The organism is Chromohalobacter canadensis (assembly GCF_034479555.1).
Classification (GTDB): Bacteria; Pseudomonadota; Gammaproteobacteria; order Pseudomonadales; family Halomonadaceae; genus Chromohalobacter; species Chromohalobacter canadensis.
The window spans coordinates 1,162,717-1,186,763 of record NZ_CP140151.1 but is presented as its reverse complement, the minus strand read 5'-3'; the positions used below and the strand labels follow the sequence as shown (position 1 = coordinate 1,186,763).

Genomic DNA, 24,047 nt, shown 5'->3' with positions numbered 1-24,047 from the left:
GCGTCTGATGCCGGGACGTTCCAGGAGAGTGTCATGGCCCTGCCCGAAGGATTCCTACCCGACGCCGATATTCCCGCACCGTTGCACGAGGCGCTGGGTGAAGCCACCGAGCGGCTCGACGATGCGCTGTGCCTGGCCGATCGCGTCGCTCAGGCGAAGCGGTCGTCGAGCGAAGCGGACGCCGATGCGGATATTGATGCCGAGGAGATGCCGAGTGCTACCTGGCTAGCGCTCTCGAACGTGCGCCGGGCCGAACTGGCGCGGGTCGTAGCACTTTCCGATTTCGCCACCGAGACGCTTGCGCGCGATCCTGGCTGGTTGCCGGTGCTGGATGCCGAAGGCGAACTGGATGAGTCGCCGTCGCGCGAGACCTGGGAGGCGGAACTCGCCGAGCGCCTCGAAGCCGCCGAAGATGAGGCAGCCATGCAGGCCGCGATACGCCGCTTCCGGCGGCTGCGCATGCTGGGCATCGTATGGCGCGATCTATGCCGCGCGCCGCGCGGTCAGGGCGATGAGGCTGGCATGTGGGGCACGGCACGTGATGTCAGCAGCCTGGCGGAGATCTGCCTCGATGGCGCGCTGGGCTGGCTCGAGGACTACTATGCGCCGCGCTGGGGGCAACCGGCTCTCCGGGCTGACGGCACACCGCAACGCTTGGTGGTACTGGGCATGGGCAAACTCGGTGCGGGCGAGCTCAATCTATCCTCGGATATCGATCTGATCTTCGCTTTCGCCGAAGAGGGCGAAACCCAGGGCGGTCGTCGGGCGCTCTCGCATCAGGAATATTTCACCAAGCTGGGCCAGAAACTCATCGGTGCGTTGGACGCGGTGACCGACGAAGGCATGGCGTTTCGTGTCGACATGCGCTTGCGCCCGCTCGGCGATGGCGGCCCGCTGGTCGGCAACTTCGCGACCCTGGCCAGCTACTATCAAGATCAAGGGCGCGAATGGGAACGCTACGCCATGCTCAAGGCGCGTCCAGTAGCCGGCGATCTCGAAGCCGGCGCCGAGCTGCTCGCCTCGCTGCGGCCGTTCGTGTATCGCAAATACCTGGATTTCGGCGCCATCGAATCGTTGCGCGAGATGAAGCGGCTCATCAATCGCGAGGTCAAGCGCAAGGGCATGGCCGACAACATCAAGCTTGGCCCCGGCGGTATTCGCGAGGTGGAATTCGTGGTTCAGGCGTTTCAGTTGATTCGTGGTGGGCGCGATACCGAACTCCAACTGACCTCGCTGGCGGCGGCCTTGCGTTGTCTGACGGACCTGGAGCTTCTGCCGGGCGAGGTGACCGATGCACTGCGGGTCGACTACGCCTTTCTGCGCGATCTCGAGCATGCCTTGCAGGCCCAGAAGGACCGCCAGACCCAGACCCTGCCGGAGGATAGCCTGGGGCGCGAGCGCTTGGCGCTGGCGCTCGATATGGCCGACTGGCCGGCGCTCGTTGCGCGCCTCGACGAAGCGCGAGGGCGAGTGCGTGAGCATTTCGACGCCGTTATCGCGCCGCCTGAGGAGGAAGACGATGAGCAAAGCCTGCCCGAGGATGCCTCACGTGAGGAACTGGGCGCGCTCTGGCGCGAGGAGCTGACTCCGGACGAGGCCCGCGAGACGCTGACGACGCTGGGGTGCGAGACGCCCGAGGCTACCTTCAAGCGGCTTGCCAGCTTGCATCGTTCGCGCGCCGTGGCGGCCATGCAACGCATCGGTTTCGAGCGTCTCGATGCCTTGATGCCGCTGCTGCTCGAGGCCGCCGGCGAGAGTCGTGCGCCGGATGTCGCGCTCGAGCGCGTCTTGCCGCTGATCGAGGCGGTGTTGCGGCGCACCGCATACCTGGCATTGCTGCGTGAGAACCCCGATGCGCTGCGTCAGTTGATTCGACTATGTGCTGCGAGCCCGTGGATCGCCGAGCAGTTGGCGCGCCATCCCGTGCTGCTCGATGAGTTGCTGCACCCCGCCACACTGTATTCGCCCGCCGACAAGGACGAACTCGCCGATGAACTGCGCCAGGCACTGGCGCGCATCCCCGAGGACGACGAAGAAGGCCAGCTCGACGCGCTGCGTATCTTCAAGCACGCCCAGGTGCTGCACGTCGCGGCCTCGGATATCGTCGGCGCGCGACCGTTGATGAAGGTCAGCGATTATCTCACCTTCATCGCCGAGGTGATTCTCGAGCAGATACTGGCGATGGCCTGGAAGCAGGTGACACGCAAGTACGGCCGTCCCTCGCGCCATCCCGGCGAGCACGAGAGCGACGACGCCAACTTCGCGATCATCGGTTACGGCAAGCTGGGCGGTATCGAATTGGGCTATGGCTCGGATCTGGATCTGGTGTTTTTGCATGATGCCGATCCCAAGGGCGTTACCGATGGCGCCAAGGCCCTCGATAATGCGGTCTTCTTCACGCGCCTCGGCCAGCGCATCATCCATTTGCTGACGGCCATGACGCCCAGCGGCGCGCTGTACGAGGTGGACATGCGCCTGCGTCCTTCCGGCAACGCCGGGTTGCTGGTGACGACGCTCGACGCCTTCGCCGACTATCAGCACCAACAAGCCTGGACCTGGGAGCACCAGGCGCTGGTGCGCTCACGCGCGATTGCGGGCAATACGGCGTTATGCGAGCGATTCGAGGTGGTGCGCCGCGAGGTGCTGAGTCAGCCGCGTGAGCCCGAGCAACTGCGCGAGTCGGTCGTCGCCATGCGCCGCAAGATGCGTACCCACCTGGGTAGCAGCGATCAGGCCGGACGCCGGGGAACGTTTCATCTCAAGCAGGATCCCGGCGGCATGGTGGATATCGAGTTCCTCTGTCAGTACGCGGTGCTGCGACTGGGCGATGAGGCGCCGGAGATGCTTGCCTTTAGTGACAACATGCGCATTCTCGAAACGCTGGAGGAAAGCGGCCGCCTTCCCGCCGAGCAGGCGCGCGAGTTGCGCGAGGCGTATCTCACCTATCGCGGCATCAGCCATCGTGCCTCGCTGGCCAAGGCCGGCAGCCAGGTCGATATCGCCGATATCGACGACCATCGCCGCCGGGTTCGCGCCATTTGGGCGCAATGGATGCAAGATGACGATGCCTCGCGATGAGCTGTGCTGGAAACAAGCTGTTACTTTTCGTGCTCACGATAATCCGGTGAATGGTTAGTACGACAAAAGTTGAGTATTGATCATTCGCGTGAAAACTTTATAGTCCGCCTCCGGCGATGGCATACGTGCCATCGCCGTTTTGTTTAGCCGCTCGCCCACAAGGCACGGCGAACGTCAGGCACAACCTGAAAGTTCTCAACGAGGCAGATAGTCAATGCGCTCTACCACGGATGTAGCATCGCCCCGCTCCGAAGAGGACCGGGGTTTCGCCGGTCACCCGCGAGCGCTGGGGCCGTTATTCTTCACCGAAATGTGGGAGCGCTTTTCCTACTACGGTATTCGCCCGCTTCTCGTACTGTTCATGGCCGCCACGGTCTTCGAGGGTGGGCTGGGCTTCACGCGTGAAACGGCTTCGGCCATCGTCGGTATCTATGCTGGCGCCGTCTATCTGTCGGCCTTGCCCGGAGGTTGGCTGGCGGACAATTGGCTGGGCCAGCGACGCGCCGTCTGGTACGGCTCGGTCCTCATTGCCTTGGGACACCTTTCCATCGCTTTTTCCGCCGTCTGGGGCGCGACCTGGTTTTTCATCGGGCTGGTGCTGATCGTGCTCGGCTCGGGGCTTTTCAAGTCCTGCATCTCGGTGATGGTGGGCAGCCTGTATGACCAGGGCGATGTGCGTCGCGACGGCGGCTTCGCCATCTTCTACATGGGGATTAACATCGGTGGCTTGCTGGCCCCGCTGTTCACCGGTCTATTGATGCGTGAATACGGCTGGCACTGGGGCTTCGGCATCGGTGGGTTGGGCATGTTGGTGGCCTTGCTGATCTTTCGCTTGTCGGCCATTCCCTCCATGCGCCGTGGTGACAGTCTGCGGGGTCGCGCTGCCAGTTGGGACGCGCCGTCGGTAAATCGTCGCGGCGTGGGCTATTACGTCGCTGGCTTGGCGATTGCGATGGCGGGTTTCATCGCCCTGGTGGCGAACGGCGTGATCACCTTGAACGCCGTGGCAATCGCCGAGGCCATGACCACGGTGATTATCGTCTGTGCGCTGGGATATTTCGTCTTTCTGTTTGGTTTTAGCGGGCTCGACAAGCAGGAGCGGGCGCGTATCGTCGTGTGTTTCATCCTGATCATGGCGGCAGCATTTTTCTGGGCGTCCTTCGAACAGCAACCGACGTCCTATAACCTGTTCGCCCACGACTACACCGACCGCATGTTGTTCGGCTGGGAAGTGCCGGCGGTGTGGTTTCAGTCGTTCAACCCGGTCTTCATCATCCTGCTGGGGCCGCTCTTCGGCTGGCTATGGCCGGCACTTGGTCGCCGTCGCTTGGAGCCCGGCAGTCCGGTGAAGTTCGTGCTCGGTCTGCTGTTCGCGGCCGGCGGCTTTGCCTTGATGATGTTCGCGGCGATGCGCGTGGCAGGCGGCATCGAGCAGGTCTCGCCGTTGTGGATCACCACCAGCTTGCTGTTGCTGACGATCGGCGAGCTGTGTCTGAGCCCGGTTGGTCTGTCGACCATGAGCGCGCTGGCGCCGACCAAGCTGCGCGGCCAACTGATGGGGTTGTGGTTCACCGCCTCGGCGTTGGGGAATCTGGTCGCCGGGTTGATCGGCGGACACGTCAATGCCGAGGAACTGGAACAGTTGCCGGCGTTGTTCGGTCGCTGCGCGGTGGCGCTGGTGCTGTGTGCCATCGTGTTGGCGCTGCTGACGCCGTTCATCAAGCGTATGCTTAAGGGTAATCCCACCGTCGATCCCGCCGGTGCTTCGTCTTCATCCAACGCCACCACCGGAGCCTGAGTCATGCCGCTGAGTGAATCTTCCCAAACGCCCGCCACCCGCCTGGCCGCGCTGCGCGAGGCCATGCGTGAACAAGGCATCGACGCCTGGTGGCTGCCATCGTCCGACCCGCACAGTTCCGAATATCTGCCGCATCACTGGCAGGGTCGCGCTTGGCTTTCGGGCTTCGATGGGTCGGTGGGGACGCTGGTGATCACCCAGCAGGCGGCCGGGCTATGGGTGGACAGTCGCTACTGGGTACAGGCCGAGCAGCAACTGGCTGGGAGCGGCATCGAATTGATGAAACTCCAGCCCGGCCAGGCGCAGCGGCCCATGCAGTGGCTCGCCGAGCAACTTCCCGCAGGCGCCACAGTAGGCTTCGACGGCGCTGTGGTGTCGGCGGCCAGCGTGCGCCAGATGGAAACGCATCTGGCGCCGAAGGGGATCCGCTGGGAAGGGCACCGGGATTTGCTCGATGCCATCTGGCCGGACCGCCCCGCGTTGCCCGAGGCGCCGGTGCGTGCCCATCCAAGCGATTACGTGGATACCGCACGGCGCGATAAGCTGGCGACGTTGCGTCAGGAAATGGAGGCCCAAGGCGCCGATACCCACCTGGTGTCGACCCTCGACGACATCGCCTGGCTGACCAATCTGCGCGGTTCGGATGTCGACTTCAATCCGGTGTTCTTATCGCATCTGCTCGTCGAGGCGACGCGTGCGACCTTGTTCGTCGCCCCGGGCAAATTGGATGACGCCTTGGCCGGCGAACTCGCCGACGACGGCATCGATGTCGCCGATTACGCGTTGGTGGCGGAGCATCTCGCTGGGCTGTCCGCCGACGCGTGCCTGTTGATCGACCCGGCGCGGGTCAGCCTGGCGCTGACGGAAGCCGTGCCGGAGGGCGTGACCGTCGTCGAGGCTTTCCAGCCGAGCACGCTTACCAAGAGCCGCAAGAGCGACCGTGACATCGAACACGTGCGCCATGCCATGGAGGAAGACGGCGCCGCGCTGTGCGCATTCTTCGCCTGGCTGGAAGACGCGTTGGCCAGTGACGAGACGGTGACCGAGCTGAACGTCGACGAACGGATCACCGCCGCACGCGCTGAGCGCGACGGCTTCGTCTCGAGGAGTTTCGCGACCATCGCCGCCTTCAACGCCAACGGGGCGCTGCCGCATTATCACGCCACGCCGGCGGCGCATTCCGTGATCGAAGGCGATGGTTTGCTGCTGATCGACTCGGGGGCCCAATACCTGGGCGGCACCACCGACATCACCCGTGTGGTGCCGGTGGGCGAGATCGACGCGGCGCACCGGCGCGATTTCACCCAGGTGCTCAAGGGCACTATCGCGCTGTCGCGTGCCCAGTTCCCGCGGGGCATCCCATCGGCGCAGTTAGATGCCATCGCCCGCGCACCACTATGGGCCGCGGGGATCGACTACGGCCATGGCACCGGGCACGGCGTGGGCTATTTCCTGAATGTCCATGAGGGGCCGCAGGTGATCGCGTGGTACGCCTCGCCGACGCCGCAATCGGCCATGCAACCCGGCATGATCACCTCGATCGAGCCGGGCGTCTATCGGCCGGGGCAGTGGGGCGTGCGCATCGAGAACCTGGTGGTCAATCGTTCGGCTCAGCCCAGTGACTTCGGCGAGTTCCTGTATTTTGAGACGCTCACGCTGTGCCCCATCGATACCCGAGCCATCGATATTGCACTGCTCGATGATGCGGAAATCGCCTGGCTCAACGCCTACCACGCGGAGGTTCGTCAACGCCTGATGCCCAAGGTCGAGGGGCCGGCTCGTGATTGGCTCGAGCGGCGTACGACGCCCATCGCCCGCTAAACGCTCGCCACACGTTAAGAAATGCCGGGCCCATGGGCTCGGCTTTTTTCTGACAATAGCCACCTGGCGGCCGATGTTCGAGAATGGGAAGGGGCGTGTCGCGTCCATCGTCATGAGCTATCTGGGCCACCAAGGAGACTCGTATGCCGGTCAGTCAGGAGCGTATCACGCCCTTCCAGCTTGTCGTTCTGGTGCTGTCCTTCTACGTGATTGGCGCCTTGTTGGCGGATCTTTTCCTGACGCTGCCGACCGAAGTCTCGCGGCTGCTGGGCTACATGGACTGGGTGGTGTGCGTGTTCTTCTTCGTGGATTTCTGCCTGCGCTTTCGCGCCGCTCCCGACAAGTGGCGCTACATGCGCTGGGGCTGGCTGGACCTGCTGGCCTGCATTCCGCCGGGACCGTTCCAAGGCGCGCGATTGTTCCGTGTCGTGCAGATGCTGCGGGTGATCCGCGCGCTGAAATCCGTGCACATGATCTGGCGGGTGCTGTTTCGCAATCGGGCCGAGGGCGTGTTTGCTTCGGCGGCGACCGCCACGCTGCTGCTGGTGGCTTTTGGCGCCATCACCATGCTACTGCTCGAGTCACCCCACCCGGAAAGCCCCATCAATACGGCGGAAGAGGCGCTGTGGTGGGCCTTCGTGACGGTGACCACGGTCGGCTATGGCGATTATTACCCGATCACCACGCTGGGCCGGGTGGTGGCGGTCTTTCTCATGGTCGGTGGCGTGGGGTTGTTCGGTAGCTTCGCGGCGTATATCGGCTCGCTGGTGGTGTCCGATGACAGCGAGCAGGAGTCCCGTCAGCACAAGGCAGATCGCGAGATGATGCGGCATCTCTCGCGGCAGATCGATAGCCTGAACGCCGAGGTTACGTCCCTGAGAACACTACTGGAAACGCGAGACTCGGAAGACGCCACGCGTCGGGCACCGGCGACGCGCGACAAGGATTGAAGAGAGCTATCGCTATCATGCTAACAATTTATTGGTGGCATGAGACGCGTAGGGATAAAGTAAGCGGCATCTGGTGCTCATCAGATGTTTCATCCCTGCATCGTTTCGCGATGCACCCCTAGTAGTACCCTGCCTCGACCCGCGCAGCCCCCTGGCGCGGGTTTTTTTATGTGCTGTGTCCCCTGACATGAAAACGCCCATGCGGCGTGAACCGCATGGGCGTTTTCGGTTTGCGCCGGCGTTGTCCCGACGTTGTGACAGCGGCGCTTACAGCGCGGCGATCTTGTCGCGTTGCTCGCTGAGGTGCTGACGGCTGGCCTGGGCGTCGGCGAGCTTGGCGCGCTCCTTCTCGACGACCTCGGCGGGGGCCTTGCTGATGAAGCCCTCGTTGCCGAGCTTCTTCTCGATGCCGCCGATGAACTTGTCCTGCTTGTCGATTTCCTTGGCCAGGCGGGCGAGTTCGGCGTCTTTGTCGATCAGCCCTGCCATAGGCACCAGCACTTCCATGTCGCCGACCAGTTGGGTGGCGGCGAGCGGGGCCTGGTCGGGGTCGTCGAGCCAGGTGATGCTCTCGAGCTTGGCCAGCTTGGAGAGGAATAGCCGATAGGCTTCCAGGCGTTCGCGGTCGGCTTCTGCGCCTTTGGTGAGCAGTGCCTCGAGCGGCTTGCCGGGCGCGATGTTCATCTCGGCGCGGATATTGCGCACGGCGATGATCACGCCCTTGAGCCACTCGATATCGCGCGTGGCGTTTTCGTCGATGCGGCTCTGGTCGGCCTGCGGCCAGGGTTGGGCCATGATCGAGTCATCACCGCCGGCATGCGTGCCGGCCAGGGGCGCGACGCGTTGCCAGATTTCCTCGCTGATGAACGGCATCATCGGATGCGCGAGGCGCAGGACGGTTTCCAGCACCCGCACCAGCGTGCGGCGCGTGCCACGCTTGGCGGCGGCAGTGGCGTTGTCGTCCCACAGCACCGGCTTGGAGAGTTCCAGGTACCAGTCGCAATACTCGTTCCAGACGAAGTCGTAGAGCGCCTGCGAGGCGTGGTCGAAGCGGAACTCCTCCATCGCGCGGGTCACCTGCGCCTCGGTCTGCTGCAGGCGCGAGACGATCCAGCGGTCGGCCAGCGACAGCTCCACTTCACCCTCGAGGCCGCAGTCCTCGCCCTCGGCGTTCATCAGCACGTAGCGCGAGGCGTTCCACAGCTTGTTGCAGAAGTTGCGGTAGCCATCCAGGCGGCCCATGTCGAACTTGATGTCGCGCCCGGTGGTCGCCTGCGAGAGGAAGGTGAAACGCAGCGCATCGGTGCCGTGGGGCTCGATGCCTTGCGGGAACTCGTCACGGGTGGCCTTGGCGATGGCCTTGGCCTTCTGCGGCTGCATCATGTTGCCGGTGCGCTTGTCGATCAGCGCGTCCAGGTCGATGCCGTCGATCAGGTCGATGGGATCGAGCACGTTGCCCTTGGACTTGGACATCTTCTGGCCCTGGCCGTCGCGTACCAGGCCATGCACGTAGACCTTCTTGAAGGGCACCTCGTCGGTGAACTTCAGGGTCATCATGATCATACGCGCGACCCAGAAGAAGATGATGTCGAAACCGGTGACCAGCACGCTGGAAGGGTGGAAGGTCTCGAGTTCCGGGGTCTGCTCCGGCCAGCCCAGGGTGCCGAAGGTCCACAGGCCTGAGCTGAACCAGGTATCGAGGACGTCTTCATCCTGGGTGAGGGCCACGTCGGCGGCGAGGCCGTATTTGTCGCGGGCTTCCTCGGCGCTGCGCGCCACGAAGACATTGCCATCCGCGTCGTACCAGGCCGGAATGCGATGCCCCCACCACAGTTGGCGCGAGATGCACCAGTCCTGGAGGTCGCGCATCCAGGCGAAATACATGTTCTCGTAGTTCTTGGGCACGAACTCGATATCGCCGTTCTCCACCGCGGCGATGGCCGGCTTGGCCAGTTCCTCGACGGCCACGAACCACTGATCGGTCAACAGCGGCTCGATGACGTCGCCGGAGCGGTCGCCATAGGGCAGGGTGTTGTTGACGTTTTCGATCTGCGCCAGCAGCCCGGCGGCCTGCATGTCGTCGACGATGGCCTGGCGCGCCGCGAAGCGGTCGAGCCCGACGTAGGCGGACGGCAGGGTAGTGTCGATATCGGCGAGCGGACGGCCCTGGATATCGAAGGCCTCGGCACGCGGCAGGATGCTGGCGTCCGGGGTGAAGACGTTGATCAGCGGCAATTGCTGACGGCGACCGACCTCGTAGTCGTTGAAGTCGTGCGCGGGGGTGATCTTCACGCAGCCCGAGCCCTTGTCCATGTCGGCGTGCTCGTCGGCGACGATGGGGATGCGGCGTCCGACCAGCGGCAGCTCGACGAACTTGCCGATCAGCGAGGCGTAGCGCGGATCCTCGGGATTGACGGCGACGCCGGTATCGCCGAGCAGCGTCTCTGGACGCGTGGTGGCGACCACGAGATGATCCTGGCCGTCATCGGTGGTCACTCCATCGGCCAGCGGGTAACGGAAATGCCAGAACTGGCCTTGCTGGTCCTTGTTCTCGACTTCCAGGTCGGAGATCGCGGTATGCAGCGTCGGGTCCCAGTTGACCAGGCGCTTGCCGCGATAGATGAGTCCCTCGTCGAACAGCCGTACGAAGACTTCCTGCACTGCCTTGTAGAAGCCATCGTCCATGGTGAAGCGCTCGCGGGACCAGTCGACGCTGGCGCCCATGCGGCGCAGCTGACGGGTGATATGGCCGCCGGACTCGTGCTTCCATTCCCAGATCTTGTCGGTGAAGGCGTCGCGCCCCAGGTCGTGACGACTCTTGCCGTCTTCCGCCGCGACCTTGCGTTCCACCAGCATCTGCGTGGCGATGCCGGCGTGGTCGGTGCCCACCTGCCACAGCGTGTTGTATTGCTGCATGCGGCGCCAGCGAATCAGGGTATCCATGATGGTGTCCTGAAAGGCGTGGCCCATGTGCAGGCTGCCGGTCACGTTGGGCGGCGGAATCATGATCGAGTAGGGCTCGCCCTGGCCGGCGGGGGCGAAACGGTTGGCGTCTTCCCAGCGCTGATACCAGCGCGCTTCGATCTGATCGGGTTGGTAGGTCTTGTCCATGGGCGTCGGTCGGCTCTTGAAATACGGTCAGCACGGCGCATGGCCGTGGCGAAAAATGCCGACAAGTATAACCCCGCAAGCGGGGTGACGTCATGGCGAGCTCAGCCCGCGGCGTTGCGTGAGGTGCCGGTGAGGTCGTTGGCTTTGACGGGGTAGCCGCGCTTTTTATAGGTCTGCCAGCAGGCGCGCTTGGCGGTCAGTACATCCTGATGCTGGTTGATGATCTCGGCGACGCGCTCGAAGCGTGAGAACCATTCGGGAATTTCGGGATGCAGGTTGAGCATCGCCTCCACACCGGGCGCCGGCGGCGTTTCCCAGCCCAGGGTGACGGGCGGCAGGGGCTCGACTTCGTCGACCAGCACCGCGTGGGGCAGGTAGCTTTCGGGCTTGAAGGTCCACAGCCGATCGTCGAGATCGCGCGCCATGGCCTCGTCCTCGGTGTGGATATGCAACCGATAACCCTTGCGGTGGATGGTCTCCGCCAGCCGGCAAGCGAAGTCCAACCGCGCGCCGAGCGTGGTGTCGGGCAAGATGTAGAAATCGACTTGAGTCATGGGCCCCTTCGGGGAGTCGTAAGTTGTAAGAGCGGCGCTACGCGCCTGGAAGCTGGAAGAAAGACAATCCCGGCTACGAGCTACGAGCTACGAGCTACGAGCTACGAGCTACGAGCTACGAGCTACGAGCTACGAAAGGTAGATTATCTGATTCTTTGGCTTACAGCCCAACACCCGAGCGATTGAGCGAGCTAGCCTCAGGCAAGGCGAATCCAGCTAAGCGAGCGCAGTTGAGGGTTCTTCAATGAGCATCGCGAAGCTGGATTCAACGCCGCCTGGGCGACGCGCAGCCAATCGATGGCGACTAAACGCCGCCGTCGATATCGATCAACGCCCCAGTAGTGAAGCCGGCCTCGGCCAGCCACAGCACGCCGTTGGCGATTTCCTCGGGCTCGCCGATGCGGCCCATGGGAATCACCGAGCCGGCGACATCGGGCTTGTCGGGGTTGCCGCCACTGGCGTGAATGGTGGTGCGAACCACGCCGGGACGCACGCCGTTGACCCGGATGCCTTCGCCGGCGACTTCCTTGGCGAGGCCTTCGGTCATGGTGTCGATGGCGCCCTTGGAGGCGGCGTAATCGACGTATTCGCTGGCACCGCCGAGGTGCGAGGCTGCCGACCCGACGTTGACGATGGCGCCGCCTTGTCCGCCGTGCTGGGTGGACATGCGCTTGATGGCCTCACGGGCGCAGATGAACGGGCCGGTCACGTTGATGCGCATCATGCGGTCGACACGTTCGAAGCTCATCTCGTCGACGCGGCTGATCTGGTCGACGATGCCGGCATTGTTGACCAGCACGTCGAGGCGCCCGAACTCGCGGTCGATGGTCTCGAACATGGCGACGATATCCGCCTCGTTGGCGACATCGGCCTGAATGGCGATGGCACGTCCGCCTGCCGCTTCGATGTCACTCACGACACCTTCGGCTGACGCCTTGTCGCTGCGATAGTTGATGGCAACGGAATAGCCCGCTTGCGCGGCGTGTTTGGCGGTGGCGGCACCGATGCCACGTCCGGCGCCGGTAATCAGCATCACTTTCGTCATCGTGACCTCCTTGCCGTAAAAAGCGGACGACACGGCCGGGCCGTGCCGTCGTATGAGGGACTCTTGTCAGGCTGATTCAGCCAGCCGAACCGATTCAGTCAGCCTAGGCGTCTCAGGCCAGGCGCGTCAGCCAGTTGCGCGTATCTTCGCTGCGGCCGTATTGCAGGTCGAGCAGTTCCTTGCGCAGGCGCTTGCCGACCTCGCCGCCGCTATCCGCCGTGAGGCGGATGCTCTCATCTTCGCTGCGCAGCTCGCCGACCGGGGTGATGACGGCGGCGGTGCCGCAGGCGAAGACCTCGGTGATCTCGCCGGAGGCCGCGCCGTCGCGCCATTCGTCGATACTGATGTGGCGTTCCTCGGGCGTCAGGCCCTGATCCCGGGCGAGCTCCAGGATGGAGTCACGGGTGACGCCTTCGAGGATGGTGCCGGTCAGCTTGGGCGTGACGATGCGCCCGTCCTTGAACACGAAGAACAGGTTCATGCCACCGAGTTCCTCGATCCACTTGTTCTCGGCGGCGTCGAGGAAGGCAACCTGGGCGCAGTCGTGCGCTTCGGCTTCCTTCTGGGCCGCCAACGAGGCCGCGTAGTTGCCGCCGCACTTGGCATAACCCGTACCGCCGGATGCGGCCCGCTTGTAATGCGAGGACAGCCAGATGGAGACCGGATTCACCCCACCCTTGAAGTACGCCGCCGCCGGCGAGGCGATGACGTAGTAATCGACCTCTTTGGAGGGCCGCACGCCGAGGAAGGTCTCGCTGGCGATCATGAACGGACGCAGGTAAAGGCTCGACTCCTCGGCGGCGCTGGCCGGCGTCGGTACCCAGACATTGTCCTGAGAGAGCAGTGCCTTGAGCGAGCCGATGAAGTCCTCGTCGGAGAGCTCGGGCAGTGCCAGGCGCCGCGCGGAGGCGCGGAAACGTTCGGCGTTCTTCTCGGGGCGGAAGGTCCATACCGAACCGTCGGCATGGCGGTAGGCCTTGATGCCCTCGAAGATTTCCTGGGCGTAATGCAAAACCGCCGCTGCCGGGTCCAGCGTCAACGGCCCGTAGGGGCGGACTTCGTGGCCATGCCAGCCGACATCGCTCGTCCAGCGGATATGAGCCATGTGATCGCTGAAATGACGACCGAAACCGGGGTTCTCGAGAATCGTCTCGCGCAGGGCGACATCCTTGGGATGCGCATTAGGCCGTATGTCGAAGCCTGAAGGGGTCACTGAAGTTCTCCGTCAAATCTGGCGCTCGGTCGGATGCCGAGAATGGCACAGGCGCGTCGGACGAGGAAAGTCCGACGCGCCTGATACTTACGTTAGCATGCAAATTGTTTGCTGCGAAGAGTCACTCGACGCTGGGACGCGTCTCGTTGGCCTCGGTTTCGCGGTCGAGCAAGTATTGGGTCAACAGGCCCACGGGGCGGCCGCTGGCGCCTTTCTTGTCACCCGAACTCCAGGCGGTACCGGCGATATCCAGGTGCGCCCAGGGATAGGCATCGGCGAAACGCGACAGGAAGCAGGCCGCCGTGATGGTGCCGGCTGGGCGACCGCCGATGTGGGCCAGGTCGGCGAAGTTGGAATCGAGCTGGCTCTGGTACTCGTCCCACAAGGGCAGGTGCCAGGCGCGGTCCCAGGCATTCTCGCCGGCGTCGAGCAGGTCCAGTGCGAGATCGTCGTCGTTGGACAGTAGCCCCGAGGCATGATGGCCCAGCGCGATGATCGCAGCGCCGGTCAGGGTGGCGATATCCACCACGCTGGCGGGCTTGAAGCGCTCGACGTAGCTCAGCGCGTCGCACAGCACCATGCGCCCTTCGGCGTCGGTGTTGAGGACCTCGACGTTGAGCCCCTTGAGGGTCTTGACGATGTCGCCGGGCTTGAAGGCGCGGCCATCGGGCATGTTCTCGGCGCTTGCCACTACGCCGATGATATTGATCTTGGGCTTTAGCGCGAGCACCGTCTTCATGGTGCCGAAGACGCTGGCGGCGCCGCACATGTCGAACTTCATCTCGTCCATGCCGGCTCCCGGCTTGAGCGAGATACCGCCGGAATCGAAGGTGATGCCCTTGCCGACGAGGACGTGCGGGGCTTCGTCCGGGTCCTCGGCGCCGCGATACTGCATGATGATCAGACGCGAGGGTTCTTCGCTGCCCTGACCGACAGAGAGCAGGGCGTTGGCGCCCAGCGCTTGCAAAGCCTCTTCGTCGAGGATTTCGACGTTCAGCGCGCCGTCGGCGTCTGCTGCCAATGTTTGCGCCTGCTCGGCGAGGTAACGCGGCGTGCAGACATTGCTGGGCAAGTTGCCTAGGGTACGCGTCAGCGAGACCCCTTCGCCGACGGCGGAACCGATGCGCGGGCCTAGCTCGGCCTGGGCCGTCTCATCCTGGTCGCTGACCAGCAGCGTCAGGCTCTTGAGGCGCGGTGCGGGGGCCGGCTGCGACTTGAAGTCGTCGAAGCGATAGCAGGCGCGATGCGCGGCTTCCAGTGTGACGCGCGCCTTCCAGGCGGTATCGCGTTCGCCGACCGGCACGTCGGTGAACGTAGCGGCTACGTCGTCGAGCGGTAGCTTGACGATGGTAGCGAAGGCGGCATCGAGAGCCTTGATGATCTGGCCTTCGCCACACTTGGCGCGCTCGCCGAGGCCGACGAGCAGCAGACGCTCGGCACCGAGCCCCGGTGCGAAGGGAATCAATTGCACATTGCCGAGGCTGGGGTCGAAGTCGCCCCGGTCGAGAAGCTGGCCGATCAGGCGCTCACTGGCGTCGTCGAGCTTGTCCGCCGCCGGCAGCAGGCCCCCATCCTTGAAGACGGGCACGATCAGGCATGCCGTTTCGACCTTGGCCGGGTTGACGTTGGTTACGGGGGATTCCATGAAGTCTCCACACGACTGAGCTGACATGACTTGTCTCGTGGCGAGACAAGTGTCCGGGTATTCTGGATAATGCCGACAAGGATGCCGGCGCTGAACGTACTCCAGTGTACGCAAAGCCGGAACGCAATGCATGGGGAGGGTGGTCGAAGGCTGCATTGGGCCCTGCAAGGGGTCGTCGTGGACAGGGAACCGACCCGGGAGAAGACGCTTGATCGTATTCCGCTATTTGACGCGCGAGATCCTCGCCACCATGGCTGCCGTGGCCGGCGTGCTATTGCTGGTGATCATGGGCAGTCGCTTCATTCGCTATTTCGGCGATGCCGCGCAAGGGGATATTCCCGCCAACATTCTCGGCACCCTGATGCTTTTCCACCTGCCCGGGTTCATGGAGCTGGTGCTGCCGCTGTCGTTTTTTCTCGGCATTCTGCTGGCGTTCGGGCAGCTTTATCTCAATAGCGAAATCACGGTGCTGGTGGCCTGCGGTATCAGCCCCAACCGGCTGTTGCGGGTGACGCTGTGGCCGGCAGTGCTGGTGGCAATATTGGTGGCAGTGTGCAGCCTGTGGCTCACCCCGAGCGGTGCCCGCCACAACGAGATGGTGCTCGAGGAACAGAAAAGCCGGCTCGATTTCTCGGTGCTGCAACCGGGGCGCTTTCAGGAGTTCGGCAGCGGGCGTACGGCCTACACCGAGAGCCTCGACGATGACCGCTCACGGATGGAAAACGTCTTCATCAGCGAGCGTCAGTCGCGTAGCAATGACACGCCGGAGACGGTGGTCACTCGGGCTGAAGGCGGTTACCAGACGGTCGACGAGGACACCGGCAGCCGATTCCTGGTGTTGACCGATGGTGAGCGTTACAGCGTCGAACCGGGTAATCGAGTCGCCGAGCGGTTGCAGTTCGATACTTATGCGGTGCGCCTATCGCGCGCCAGCGAGCGAGTCGATCTCGATGCCGCCGAGCTGACCTCGACCCCGCAGCTCATCGAGCGTGGTGATAACGAAGCCTGGGCCAACCTGCAGTGGCGGATTTCCATGCCGCTGATGGTGCCGATCCTCACCCTGCTGGCGCTGCCACTGTCGCGCGTCAATCCGCGTCAGGGGCGTTTCGCCAAGCTGATGCCGGCGATTTTCCTGCACATCAGTTATTTGAGTTTATTGCTGGCGGCACAGGACGCCATCTCACGTGGCTCGCTGGCGCCTTCCATCGGCATGTGGCCGATCCACTTGGGATATCTGCTGTTGGGGATCTGGATGACACGCCGTGATCAGCGCCGAGGGAGCCGCACATGATTTTCGACCGTTTCGATCGCTACATTGCGCGCAATGTGCTGGCGGCCATGCTGGTCGTGCAGGTCATGATCCTGGGGCTGGACCTGGTCATTTCCTATATCAACGATCTCGGTGATGTCGAGGGTAACTACGGCGCTCTGGATGTCTTTGTGTATCTCTTGATGCGCCTGCCGTGGCGGTTTTATCAGTATGCGCCGGTGGGCGTGCTGATTGGCGCGTTGATCGGCTTGGGCAGCATGGCCTCCAGCAACGAGTTGACGGTGATGCGCGCCTCCGGGCGTTCGCTGGTCCGCATTCTGTGGGGCGCCATGAAGCCGTTGGGGCTGGTGATCATCCTGACCATGGCGGTCAGCGAATGGGTTAGCCCGGTGACCGAGCAATACGCGGAAGCCTGGCGCCTGGAGCAGCTCGAGGGCGAGGGCGCGATTCTTTCCGAACGCGGTGGTTGGCAGCGCGAGGGCAATGACTTCTATCGCTTCGGCACCATCCGCGCGGATGATGTGGTCATCGATGTCACGCGCTATCACTTCGACGGCAACCGCTTGGTGAGTGCCGAGCATGCCGACCGTGCGGTCTGGGAAGAGGGTAGCTGGCAATGGCAAAACATCGAGGAAACGCGCTTCGAGGATGGGCGGACCGTCGTCGATACCACTGACAAGCGTACCTGGGAAACCTCGTTCACCCCTGAACAGCTCAACCGCCTGTTGCGTCCCTTGGAGAGCCAGTCACCCAGTGACTTATGGCGTTACGCCAGTTACCTGGGCAGCCAGGGGCTCGAGGCGACGCAGCCGCTTCTGTATTTCTGGCAGAAAATGCTGCTGCCCTTCACCCTGGCGGGCCTGATGCTGGTGGCCGCTTCGTTCGTGTTCGGTCCGCTGCGCACCGTGGCTGCCGGCACGCGAGTGTTCTACGGCATCATCGTCGGCGTCTCGTTCAAGTATCTGCAGGATCTGCTGGCGCCGGCATCGATGCTGTTTGGCTTCTCGCCGGTGTTCGCGGTACTGGTGCCTACCGTGGCGTGCTATGCGCTGGGCATCGTATTGCTCAGGCGTACCGGCTGAAGGAAGCGACACGCGAACCATAACGCAACGCCCCCGGCGCCGTATTCGGCACCGGGGGCGTTTTTCGTTGATTGCCGCCTGTCGCGCTTGCGATGTTTCAGGCGACAGTTTTCATACATAGCCTAGTCTGCGAGGGCGCGGTCTAGGCGCGCGAGGATGCCATCGACCTGGCGCGCGGGAACCACCAGGGCGTCGTCCAACGATGCCAGCGTATCGATGCGGTGCGGTAGTTGCGTGATCGCCAGCCCCATGCCCTCGTGGCATTCCCCATGTTGATAACGCACGAAGGAGAGCTCTCCCAGGGCGTCGCGGCCACCCAGGTCGAGGCGCGCCAGCTTGCTGAAGGCATCGACGCTATCGAACACCGGCGCGCGTGTCAGCGGCAGATGGGTCAAGTGCCAGGCCAGCCAGCCGTCGCCGAGGCGCTCGGCATCGTCGCGCAGGGCGCGAAACCAGAGCTGAACTTGTTCGAGGCGATAGCGTGCCCACGCGGGCTTATCCATCCACAGCACGTCGGTGCTCTGGGTCGTGGCGGCATCGAGCTGGCCGGGCATGTAGACCCATGACTCGGTGAGCTGTGCCAGGCCGGTGGGCAGCGGTTCTTCGAGCATGCGCTCGCTGAGCGAGCCTAGCGCCGAGTCGAGCTGGCTGGGCGCCTCCGAGTAGCCGACGTTATAGCGCCACACGCGTCCGGAAATCTCTTGAGTGACGATATGGTCTTCGTCGAGTGCCATATGGCTCATCAGGTCGCGAGCCTCCAGCGATGCGTCCGCGAGGCCGGCGCGGCGCGCTTCTATGCACAGGCGCTTGAGCATCGGGTTGAGTGGCAAGCGGTGGTAGTCGCCGTAGCACTGGCCGTCTTCCTGAAAGGGAGTGAGGTCGAGGTGCAGTCGCGGTGCGTCGCCGCTTTCGGCGTGACGTAACGTCATGATATCTCTCTTGTAAACACTATATGCATCGCAACGCGATGCAGGAAATGCCTACCCCGGTCACGAATTCCGCGTGACACCCGGTTTATGTATCACGAGGAATTCTTGCCTTGCGTAGGTAGAATAAAATTTCGTTATCTACTTTATCGGATTGGCATTGAAATGCAAGCACACTCCTTGAGGAGGCGCTGATAGAAGATGCGTTTTAGGCGTCTTTAGGGCGCCGCACGCTCAGGCAATGAGTAGACGGCGATAGTCGCCGGGCGTGAGGCCATAGGCCGCCTTGAAGCGCCGCGTAAAGTGGCTGAGGCTGCGGTAGCCCAGCGAGTAGCAGATCTCGGTAATAGGGGCGTCGGCCTCGCGAAGCCACTGGCGAGCGCGTGCCAGACGCAGGCGCTGCTGGTACTCGCCGGGGGTGTAGCCAACTTCGCGTTGGAATAGCCGATACAGGCGCGCCTTGCTCATGCAGGCCTCGCGGGCCAACTGCGCCCCGTCCAGAGGCAGCTCGGGGTGGCGTTCCAGCCAGGAAAGCGCCGCTGCGAGTCCGTGACGCGGCGGTGCCTGGCGGGCGTCGGCGAGCAGCAACTCGCGCGATTGGGTCCGCAGCAAACGTACGATCAACTCGTCGATGCCCAGCCCGATCAGCGCGTCGCGGTCGGGGTGATTCTCGCGGAAGAGCCCCATCAGGCGTTCGATAAGCGCCTGGGTGGTCGGGCTGTGCGGTACATGCAAGGCCTGAGGATGATAGCGCCACTCGCCGAGCTCCCTCTCGCGTGGCTGTGTCTGGTTGAGGCGTTCGCTAAGGGCGTGAATGCGCGCGGGATCAAGGTCGATGGTCAGGCAGGTAGTGGGCGCATCGGGGTGCGCATCGGGGAAGTCGATGCGCACTTCCTGGTGCGGCGCCAGCACGAAGCTCTCGCCCGGCAAGAAGGTTTCCGGCGTGTCGGTGGCGCCATTCATGACCTTGCGCCCTTGCAGCATGCCGCAGTAGAGCACCCGCTCGGCGCTCAGGGCGACATCCTGCGCGGGCCACCAGGTGTCGTAGATCGAAAGCTCCGCGTGCGGGCCGGCATAACAGATGCGATTCTCGATCAAGCGTCGCGTGCGGGGCGTGTCCGCCAGTTGCTCGAGCGTACGGGCGTTGTCCGCTCGGGGTGCCCGGGAGCGCGAATCGGGAGGCGTGACGGCATGCATGGCGAACTCCTCAGCGGTACCGACTGTGTGGGCGTGGATGTCGCCCGTTACCTGGCAGTGTAGGCAAATTCGGTATCTGAGACTGGCAGACAAACGTCGGAGACTGGCAGGCAAACCGACACCTGGCCGACACGCCATGCTGAAGGCAATGCGCAATCATTTTCCTCAAGGGGCCAGGGTCGCACATCAGACGATTCGCCCCGGCGCATTCGCCTAAGGAGACACGCCATGATTCACGCACGTCCCGGCACCCCGGGTGCCGTCGTCGACTTCAAGTCGCGTTACGAGAATTTCATCGGCGGCGAGTGGGTGGCGCCCGCCGACGGACGCTATCTGGATAACATCACCCCGGTCACCGGTGAGGTCTTCTGTCAGGTACCGCGCTCCTCCGCGGCGGATATCGACCGCGCCGTGAAAGCCGCGCAAAAGGCCGCGCCCGCCTGGGGCAAGATGGCGCCCGCCGAGCGCGCCAAGGTGCTGCTTCAGATTGCCGACCGGGTCGAGCAGAATATCGACAAGCTCGCCGTGGCCGAAACCTGGGACAACGGCAAGCCGATCCGTGAAACCAGCGGTGCCGACATCCCGCTGGTGGCGGATCACTTCCGCTATTTCGCTGGCTGCTTGCGCGCCCAGGAAGGCACCATCAGCGAAGTCGATGAGCACACCGTCGCTTATCACTACCACGAGCCCTACGGCGTGGTGGGCCAGATCATCCCCTGGAACTTCCCCATCCTCATGGCGACCTGGAAGCTGGCGCCTGCGCTTGCTGCCGGCAACTGCTCGGTGCTCAAGCCGGCCGAGCAGACGCCGGCCTCGATCAACATCTTCCTCGAACTCATCGCCGACCTGGTGCCGCCGGGCGTGATCAACGTGGTGCACGGTCTTGGTGAAGAAGCCGGCGAGGCGCTGACCACGCATGAAGGTGTTGCCAAGATCGCCTTCACCGGCTCCACGCCGGTGGGCAGCCATATCATGGCCAATGCCGCCAAGCGCATCGTCCCGGCCACGCTGGAGCTGGGCGGCAAGTCGCCCAACGTCTACTTCGAGGACGTGCTCTCGCATGGCGACGCCTTCGCCGAGAAGTGCATCGAAGGCCTGCTGATGACCTTCTTCAACCAGGGCGAAGTGTGCACTTGCCCCTCCCGCGCGCTGGTCCACGAGTCGATCTACGACGAGTTCATGGCCCGCGCCATCGAACGCGCCAAGACCATTCGTCAGGGCGATCCGCTGGACACCGAAACGCAGATCGGCGCGCAAGTCTCCAAGGAGCAGTACGACAAGATCCTCTCGTACATGGACATCGGCCGCGAGGAGGGCGCCGAATGCCTGCTGGGCGGCGGCAAGACCACGCTCGAGGGCGAGCTGGCCGGTGGTTTCTACGTGCAGCCCACCATTCTCAAGGGCCGCAACGACATGCGCGTCTTCCAGGAGGAAATCTTCGGCCCCACGCTCGCCATCACCACCTTCCGGGACGAAGAAGAAGCGCTGGCCATCGCCAACGATACCGAGTTCGGCCTAGGCGCCGGGGTCTGGACTCGCGACATGAATCGCGCCTATCGCATGGGCCGGGGCATTCAAGCCGGGCGCGTATGGACCAACTGCTACCACCAATACCCCGCGCACGCCGCCTTCGGCGGCTACAAGAAATCAGGCATCGGCCGCGAGACTCACAAACTGATGCTCGATCACTACCAGCAAGTGAAATGCGTGCTGGTCTCCTACAGCGACGACCCGATGGGGCTTTATTGAGCCTGGGCCGTTCGGGGCAGTGCCCCGAACGGCATTCCCGTTTTATCAATAGTGCAGTCACCGTTCCATTACGGCTTCGGCGAACTCAAAGGCGCGCAGCGTTCGGCTGCCCGCCAACCGAGGGAAATGACAATGGACAAGACGATGAAAGCTGCCGTGGTACGCCAGTTCGGCGAACCGCTGGCGATCGAGGAGGTCGCGACCCCGCGACCGCAGCAGGGTGAGATCCTGGTCAAGATAGCCGCCTCGGGCGTGTGCCACACTGATCTGCATGCCGCCCACGGCGACTGGCCAGTCAAACCCAGCCCACCCTTCATACCCGGTCACGAGGGCGTCGGCCATATCGTGGCGGTGGGCGAGGGGGTCAAGCACGTCAAGGAGGGTGACCGTGTCGGCGTGCCGTGGCTCTATTCTACCTGCGGCCATTGCGAACACTGTCTAGGGGGCTGGGAGACCCTGTGCGAGTCACAGCAGAACACCGGCTACTCGGTGAACGGCGGTTTCGCCGACTACACCTTGGCCGATGCCGGCTACGTGGGGCGGCTACCCGACAACGTTGACTTCCTGGAGATCGCGCCGGTGCTGTGTGCCGGCGTGACGGTCTACAAGGGACTCAAGATGACCGATGCCCGTCCTGGCCAGTGGGTGGTGATCTCGGGTATCGGCGGTCTCGGTCACATGGCGGTGCAATATGCCAAGGCCATGGGCTTTAACGTGGCCGCGGTGGATATCGACGACGGCAAGCTGGCGCTGGCCGAGCGCCTGGGGGCCACCGTTGTCGTCAATGCCTTGAAGGCCGATCCGGCCGAGACCCTCAAACGCGAGGTCGGCGGTGCTCATGGCGCGCTGGTCACCGCGGTGTCACCCAAGGCCTTCGATCAGGCCCAACGCATGCTGCGTCGCGGAGGCACCCTGGTGCTCAATGGCCTGCCGCCGGGCGACTTCCCGTTGCCGATCTTCGATACGGTGCTCAACGGCATCACCGTACGCGGCTCCATCGTCGGCACTCGACAAGACCTTCAGGAAGCGGTCGATTTCGCCGGTGAAGGCAAGGTCGAGGCCACCATCGCCACCGAGAAGCTGGAAAATATCAACGACGTCTTCCAGCGCATGATCGATGGCAAGATCGAAGGGCGGATCGTGTTGGACATGACGGGCTGAGCCGCCATGCCTTCGCTTCCACGTACTGAGTCGCGTCCGACTCATGCTTTGCCGCTTCCCCGGAAGCGGCATTTTTGTGGGTGATGGCTGAGCCTGATCCGAAGTGCCTGGACCGAGTCCGAAAAGCGCTCAGGCCTTGCTGACGATCAGCGCGGCATTCACCCCACCGAAGCCGAACCCATTGCAAAGCACGTGCCGGCAGCGGTGCTCGCGTGCCTCGCCCGAGACGAAGTTCAGATCGCTCAGGTCCGCGTCGACGTGTTCCAGATTCAGGGTCGGGGGCAGGCGATCCTGGATGGCCGCCAGGGCCGAGAAGATGCTCTCTACGCCGCCGGCGGCGCCGAGCAGGTGGCCGGTGGCCGACTTGGTGGCGGAGATCGGAATGCCGGGCAGAGCGTCACCAAACGCATTGCGTAATGATGCGATCTCCGCCCGGTCGCCGACTGGAGTCGAGGTGGCGTGGGCGTTGATGTGATCGATGGCCTCGGGCGCGAGCCCTGCCATCCGCAGCGCGGCCCGAATGGCGGCCGCGGCACCGGCGCCATCTTCCGGCCCGGCCGTGATGTGGTGGGCGTCCGCGCTGGTGCCATAGCCGCTGAGAAAGGCCAGCGGCGTTGCCCCGCGCGCCTCGGCGTGGGCCAGGGTCTCGATCACCAATAACCCCGCGCCTTCGCCCATGACGAAGCCGTTGCGGGCTTGATCGAAAGGACGCGACGCCTTGGCGGGCGCCTCCTGCTCGGTGGAGAGCGCCTTCATGGCATGGAAGCTGGCCAGCGAGAGCGGGTCGATACAGGCCTCAGCGCCACCCACCAGGGCCACCTCGGCCTCGCCGCTGCGGATCAGGCGCATGCCGTCGCCGATAGCTTGCACGCCCGCCGCGCAAGCCGTGACCGGGCAGCCCAACGGCCCGCGCAAGCCATAGCGAATCGACACATTGCCCGCCGCCAAGTTGGCCAGGAAGGCCGGCACGGTGAACGGCGAGAGTCGGCGATGGCCGCGCGTCGTTAGCGTATCCTGCGCCTGGGTGATGGTCGGGAAGCCGCCGATGCCGGAGCCCACGATGGTGGCGGTGGCCAATCGGTCCTCATCGCTTGATGGGAACCAGTTCGCCTGGGTCAGCGCCTCTTCGGCGGCGGCCATGGCATAAAGGCTGAACAGCTCCATCTTGCGGCGTTCCTTGGCATCGGCCACGCGGTCGGGGTCGAAGCCCGCTTCCGGGTCGCTCTCCATGCCGGGAACCGTGCCCGCGACCTTGATAGGCAGCTCGCCGGTCTCGAAGCGCGTGATCGAGGAAACGCCAGAGCGGCCGGCCAGCAGGCGCTCCCAACTGGCATTGACGCCGCAACCGAGGGGACTGACCATGCCCATGCCGGTGATAACGAGCGGTGATGACATGCGAGTGTCCTGAACTGTTGGAATTTACGCCACGCTAGCACCGGGCTTGATA

At 63.8% G+C, this 24,047-nt stretch carries 16 protein-coding genes; 8 read left to right on the top strand and 8 right to left on the bottom strand.

Going from position 1 to position 24,047, the window contains the following annotated elements; translation table 11 throughout:
* The first annotated feature begins 33 nt into the window (after window positions 1-33).
* The 4 genes from glnE (at window position 34) to SR908_RS05615 (ending at window position 7,647) form a co-directional block, all read left to right on the top strand.
* Entirely contained in the window at window positions 34-3,078 is a 3,045-nt protein-coding gene (glnE, locus tag SR908_RS05630) for a bifunctional [glutamate--ammonia ligase]-adenylyl-L-tyrosine phosphorylase/[glutamate--ammonia-ligase] adenylyltransferase (protein WP_246919266.1), read from the top strand.
* Between the two features lie 214 nt (window positions 3,079-3,292).
* Window positions 3,293-4,876 (top strand): peptide MFS transporter, encoded by a 1,584-nt coding sequence (locus SR908_RS05625; RefSeq protein ID WP_246919269.1) that lies wholly within the window; start codon window positions 3,293-3,295, stop codon window positions 4,874-4,876.
* A gap of 3 nt (window positions 4,877-4,879) precedes the next feature.
* On the top strand, window positions 4,880-6,697 hold the full coding sequence (locus tag SR908_RS05620; RefSeq protein ID WP_246919272.1) for an aminopeptidase P family protein: 1,818 nt from the start codon (window positions 4,880-4,882) through the stop codon (window positions 6,695-6,697).
* Window positions 6,698-6,840: 143 nt separating this feature from the next.
* Window positions 6,841-7,647, top strand: a complete 807-nt coding sequence (locus tag SR908_RS05615; RefSeq protein WP_246919275.1) for a potassium channel family protein — start codon at window positions 6,841-6,843, stop codon at window positions 7,645-7,647.
* Window positions 7,648-7,914: 267 nt separating this feature from the next.
* Here the strand turns inward: SR908_RS05615 and SR908_RS05610 are convergent, their stop codons facing one another.
* From SR908_RS05610 to SR908_RS05590, 5 genes are all read right to left on the bottom strand, one after another.
* Window positions 7,915-10,758 (bottom strand): valine--tRNA ligase, encoded by a 2,844-nt coding sequence (locus tag SR908_RS05610; RefSeq protein ID WP_246919277.1) that lies wholly within the window; start codon window positions 10,756-10,758, stop codon window positions 7,915-7,917.
* A gap of 101 nt (window positions 10,759-10,859) precedes the next feature.
* Window positions 10,860-11,312, bottom strand: a complete 453-nt coding sequence (locus SR908_RS05605) for a DNA polymerase III subunit chi (RefSeq protein WP_246919280.1) — start codon at window positions 11,310-11,312, stop codon at window positions 10,860-10,862.
* 304 nt (window positions 11,313-11,616) lie between these two features.
* Window positions 11,617-12,357, bottom strand: coding sequence for an SDR family oxidoreductase (locus SR908_RS05600; RefSeq protein ID WP_246919282.1), 741 nt, complete (start codon window positions 12,355-12,357; stop codon window positions 11,617-11,619).
* A 112-nt stretch (window positions 12,358-12,469) separates the two neighbouring features.
* Window positions 12,470-13,570 carry a branched-chain amino acid aminotransferase gene (locus SR908_RS05595; RefSeq protein ID WP_246919286.1) on the bottom strand — a complete coding sequence of 367 codons (1,101 nt, stop codon included), beginning with the start codon at window positions 13,568-13,570 and terminating at the stop codon, window positions 12,470-12,472.
* Window positions 13,571-13,691: 121 nt separating this feature from the next.
* On the bottom strand, window positions 13,692-15,215 hold the full coding sequence (locus SR908_RS05590; protein ID WP_246919289.1) for a leucyl aminopeptidase: 1,524 nt from the start codon (window positions 15,213-15,215) through the stop codon (window positions 13,692-13,694).
* Between the two features lie 208 nt (window positions 15,216-15,423).
* Between SR908_RS05590 and lptF the strand changes: the two genes are divergently transcribed.
* Window positions 15,424-16,506, top strand: coding sequence for an LPS export ABC transporter permease LptF (lptF, locus tag SR908_RS05585; protein WP_246919292.1), 1,083 nt, complete (start codon window positions 15,424-15,426; stop codon window positions 16,504-16,506).
* The gene (lptG, locus tag SR908_RS05580) at window positions 16,503-17,567 is read left to right on the top strand and encodes an LPS export ABC transporter permease LptG (protein ID WP_097022143.1); all 1,065 of its coding nucleotides are present in this window, start codon (window positions 16,503-16,505) and stop codon (window positions 17,565-17,567) included. The genes lptF and lptG overlap by 4 nt, the downstream gene beginning before the upstream one ends.
* Before the next feature lie 122 nt (window positions 17,568-17,689).
* Here the strand turns inward: lptG and SR908_RS05575 are convergent, their stop codons facing one another.
* Complete coding sequence (locus SR908_RS05575) at window positions 17,690-18,496, bottom strand: hypothetical protein (protein ID WP_246919295.1); 807 nt, start codon at window positions 18,494-18,496, stop codon at window positions 17,690-17,692.
* Between the two features lie 231 nt (window positions 18,497-18,727).
* Window positions 18,728-19,690: an AraC family transcriptional regulator gene (locus SR908_RS05570; protein WP_246919297.1), complete on the bottom strand. Its 963-nt coding sequence runs from the start codon at window positions 19,688-19,690 to the stop codon at window positions 18,728-18,730.
* A 228-nt stretch (window positions 19,691-19,918) separates the two neighbouring features.
* Between SR908_RS05570 and exaC the strand changes: the two genes are divergently transcribed.
* Window positions 19,919-21,439: an acetaldehyde dehydrogenase ExaC gene (gene exaC / locus SR908_RS05565; RefSeq protein WP_246919300.1), complete on the top strand. Its 1,521-nt coding sequence runs from the start codon at window positions 19,919-19,921 to the stop codon at window positions 21,437-21,439.
* Between the two features lie 132 nt (window positions 21,440-21,571).
* Window positions 21,572-22,600: an alcohol dehydrogenase AdhP gene (gene adhP / locus SR908_RS05560; RefSeq protein WP_246919302.1), complete on the top strand. Its 1,029-nt coding sequence runs from the start codon at window positions 21,572-21,574 to the stop codon at window positions 22,598-22,600.
* Window positions 22,601-22,729: 129 nt separating this feature from the next.
* Here adhP and fabF read toward each other — a convergent pair whose 3' ends face one another.
* Window positions 22,730-23,995: a beta-ketoacyl-ACP synthase II gene (gene fabF, locus SR908_RS05555; protein WP_246919306.1), complete on the bottom strand. Its 1,266-nt coding sequence runs from the start codon at window positions 23,993-23,995 to the stop codon at window positions 22,730-22,732.
* Between the last annotated feature and the right edge of the window lie 52 nt (window positions 23,996-24,047).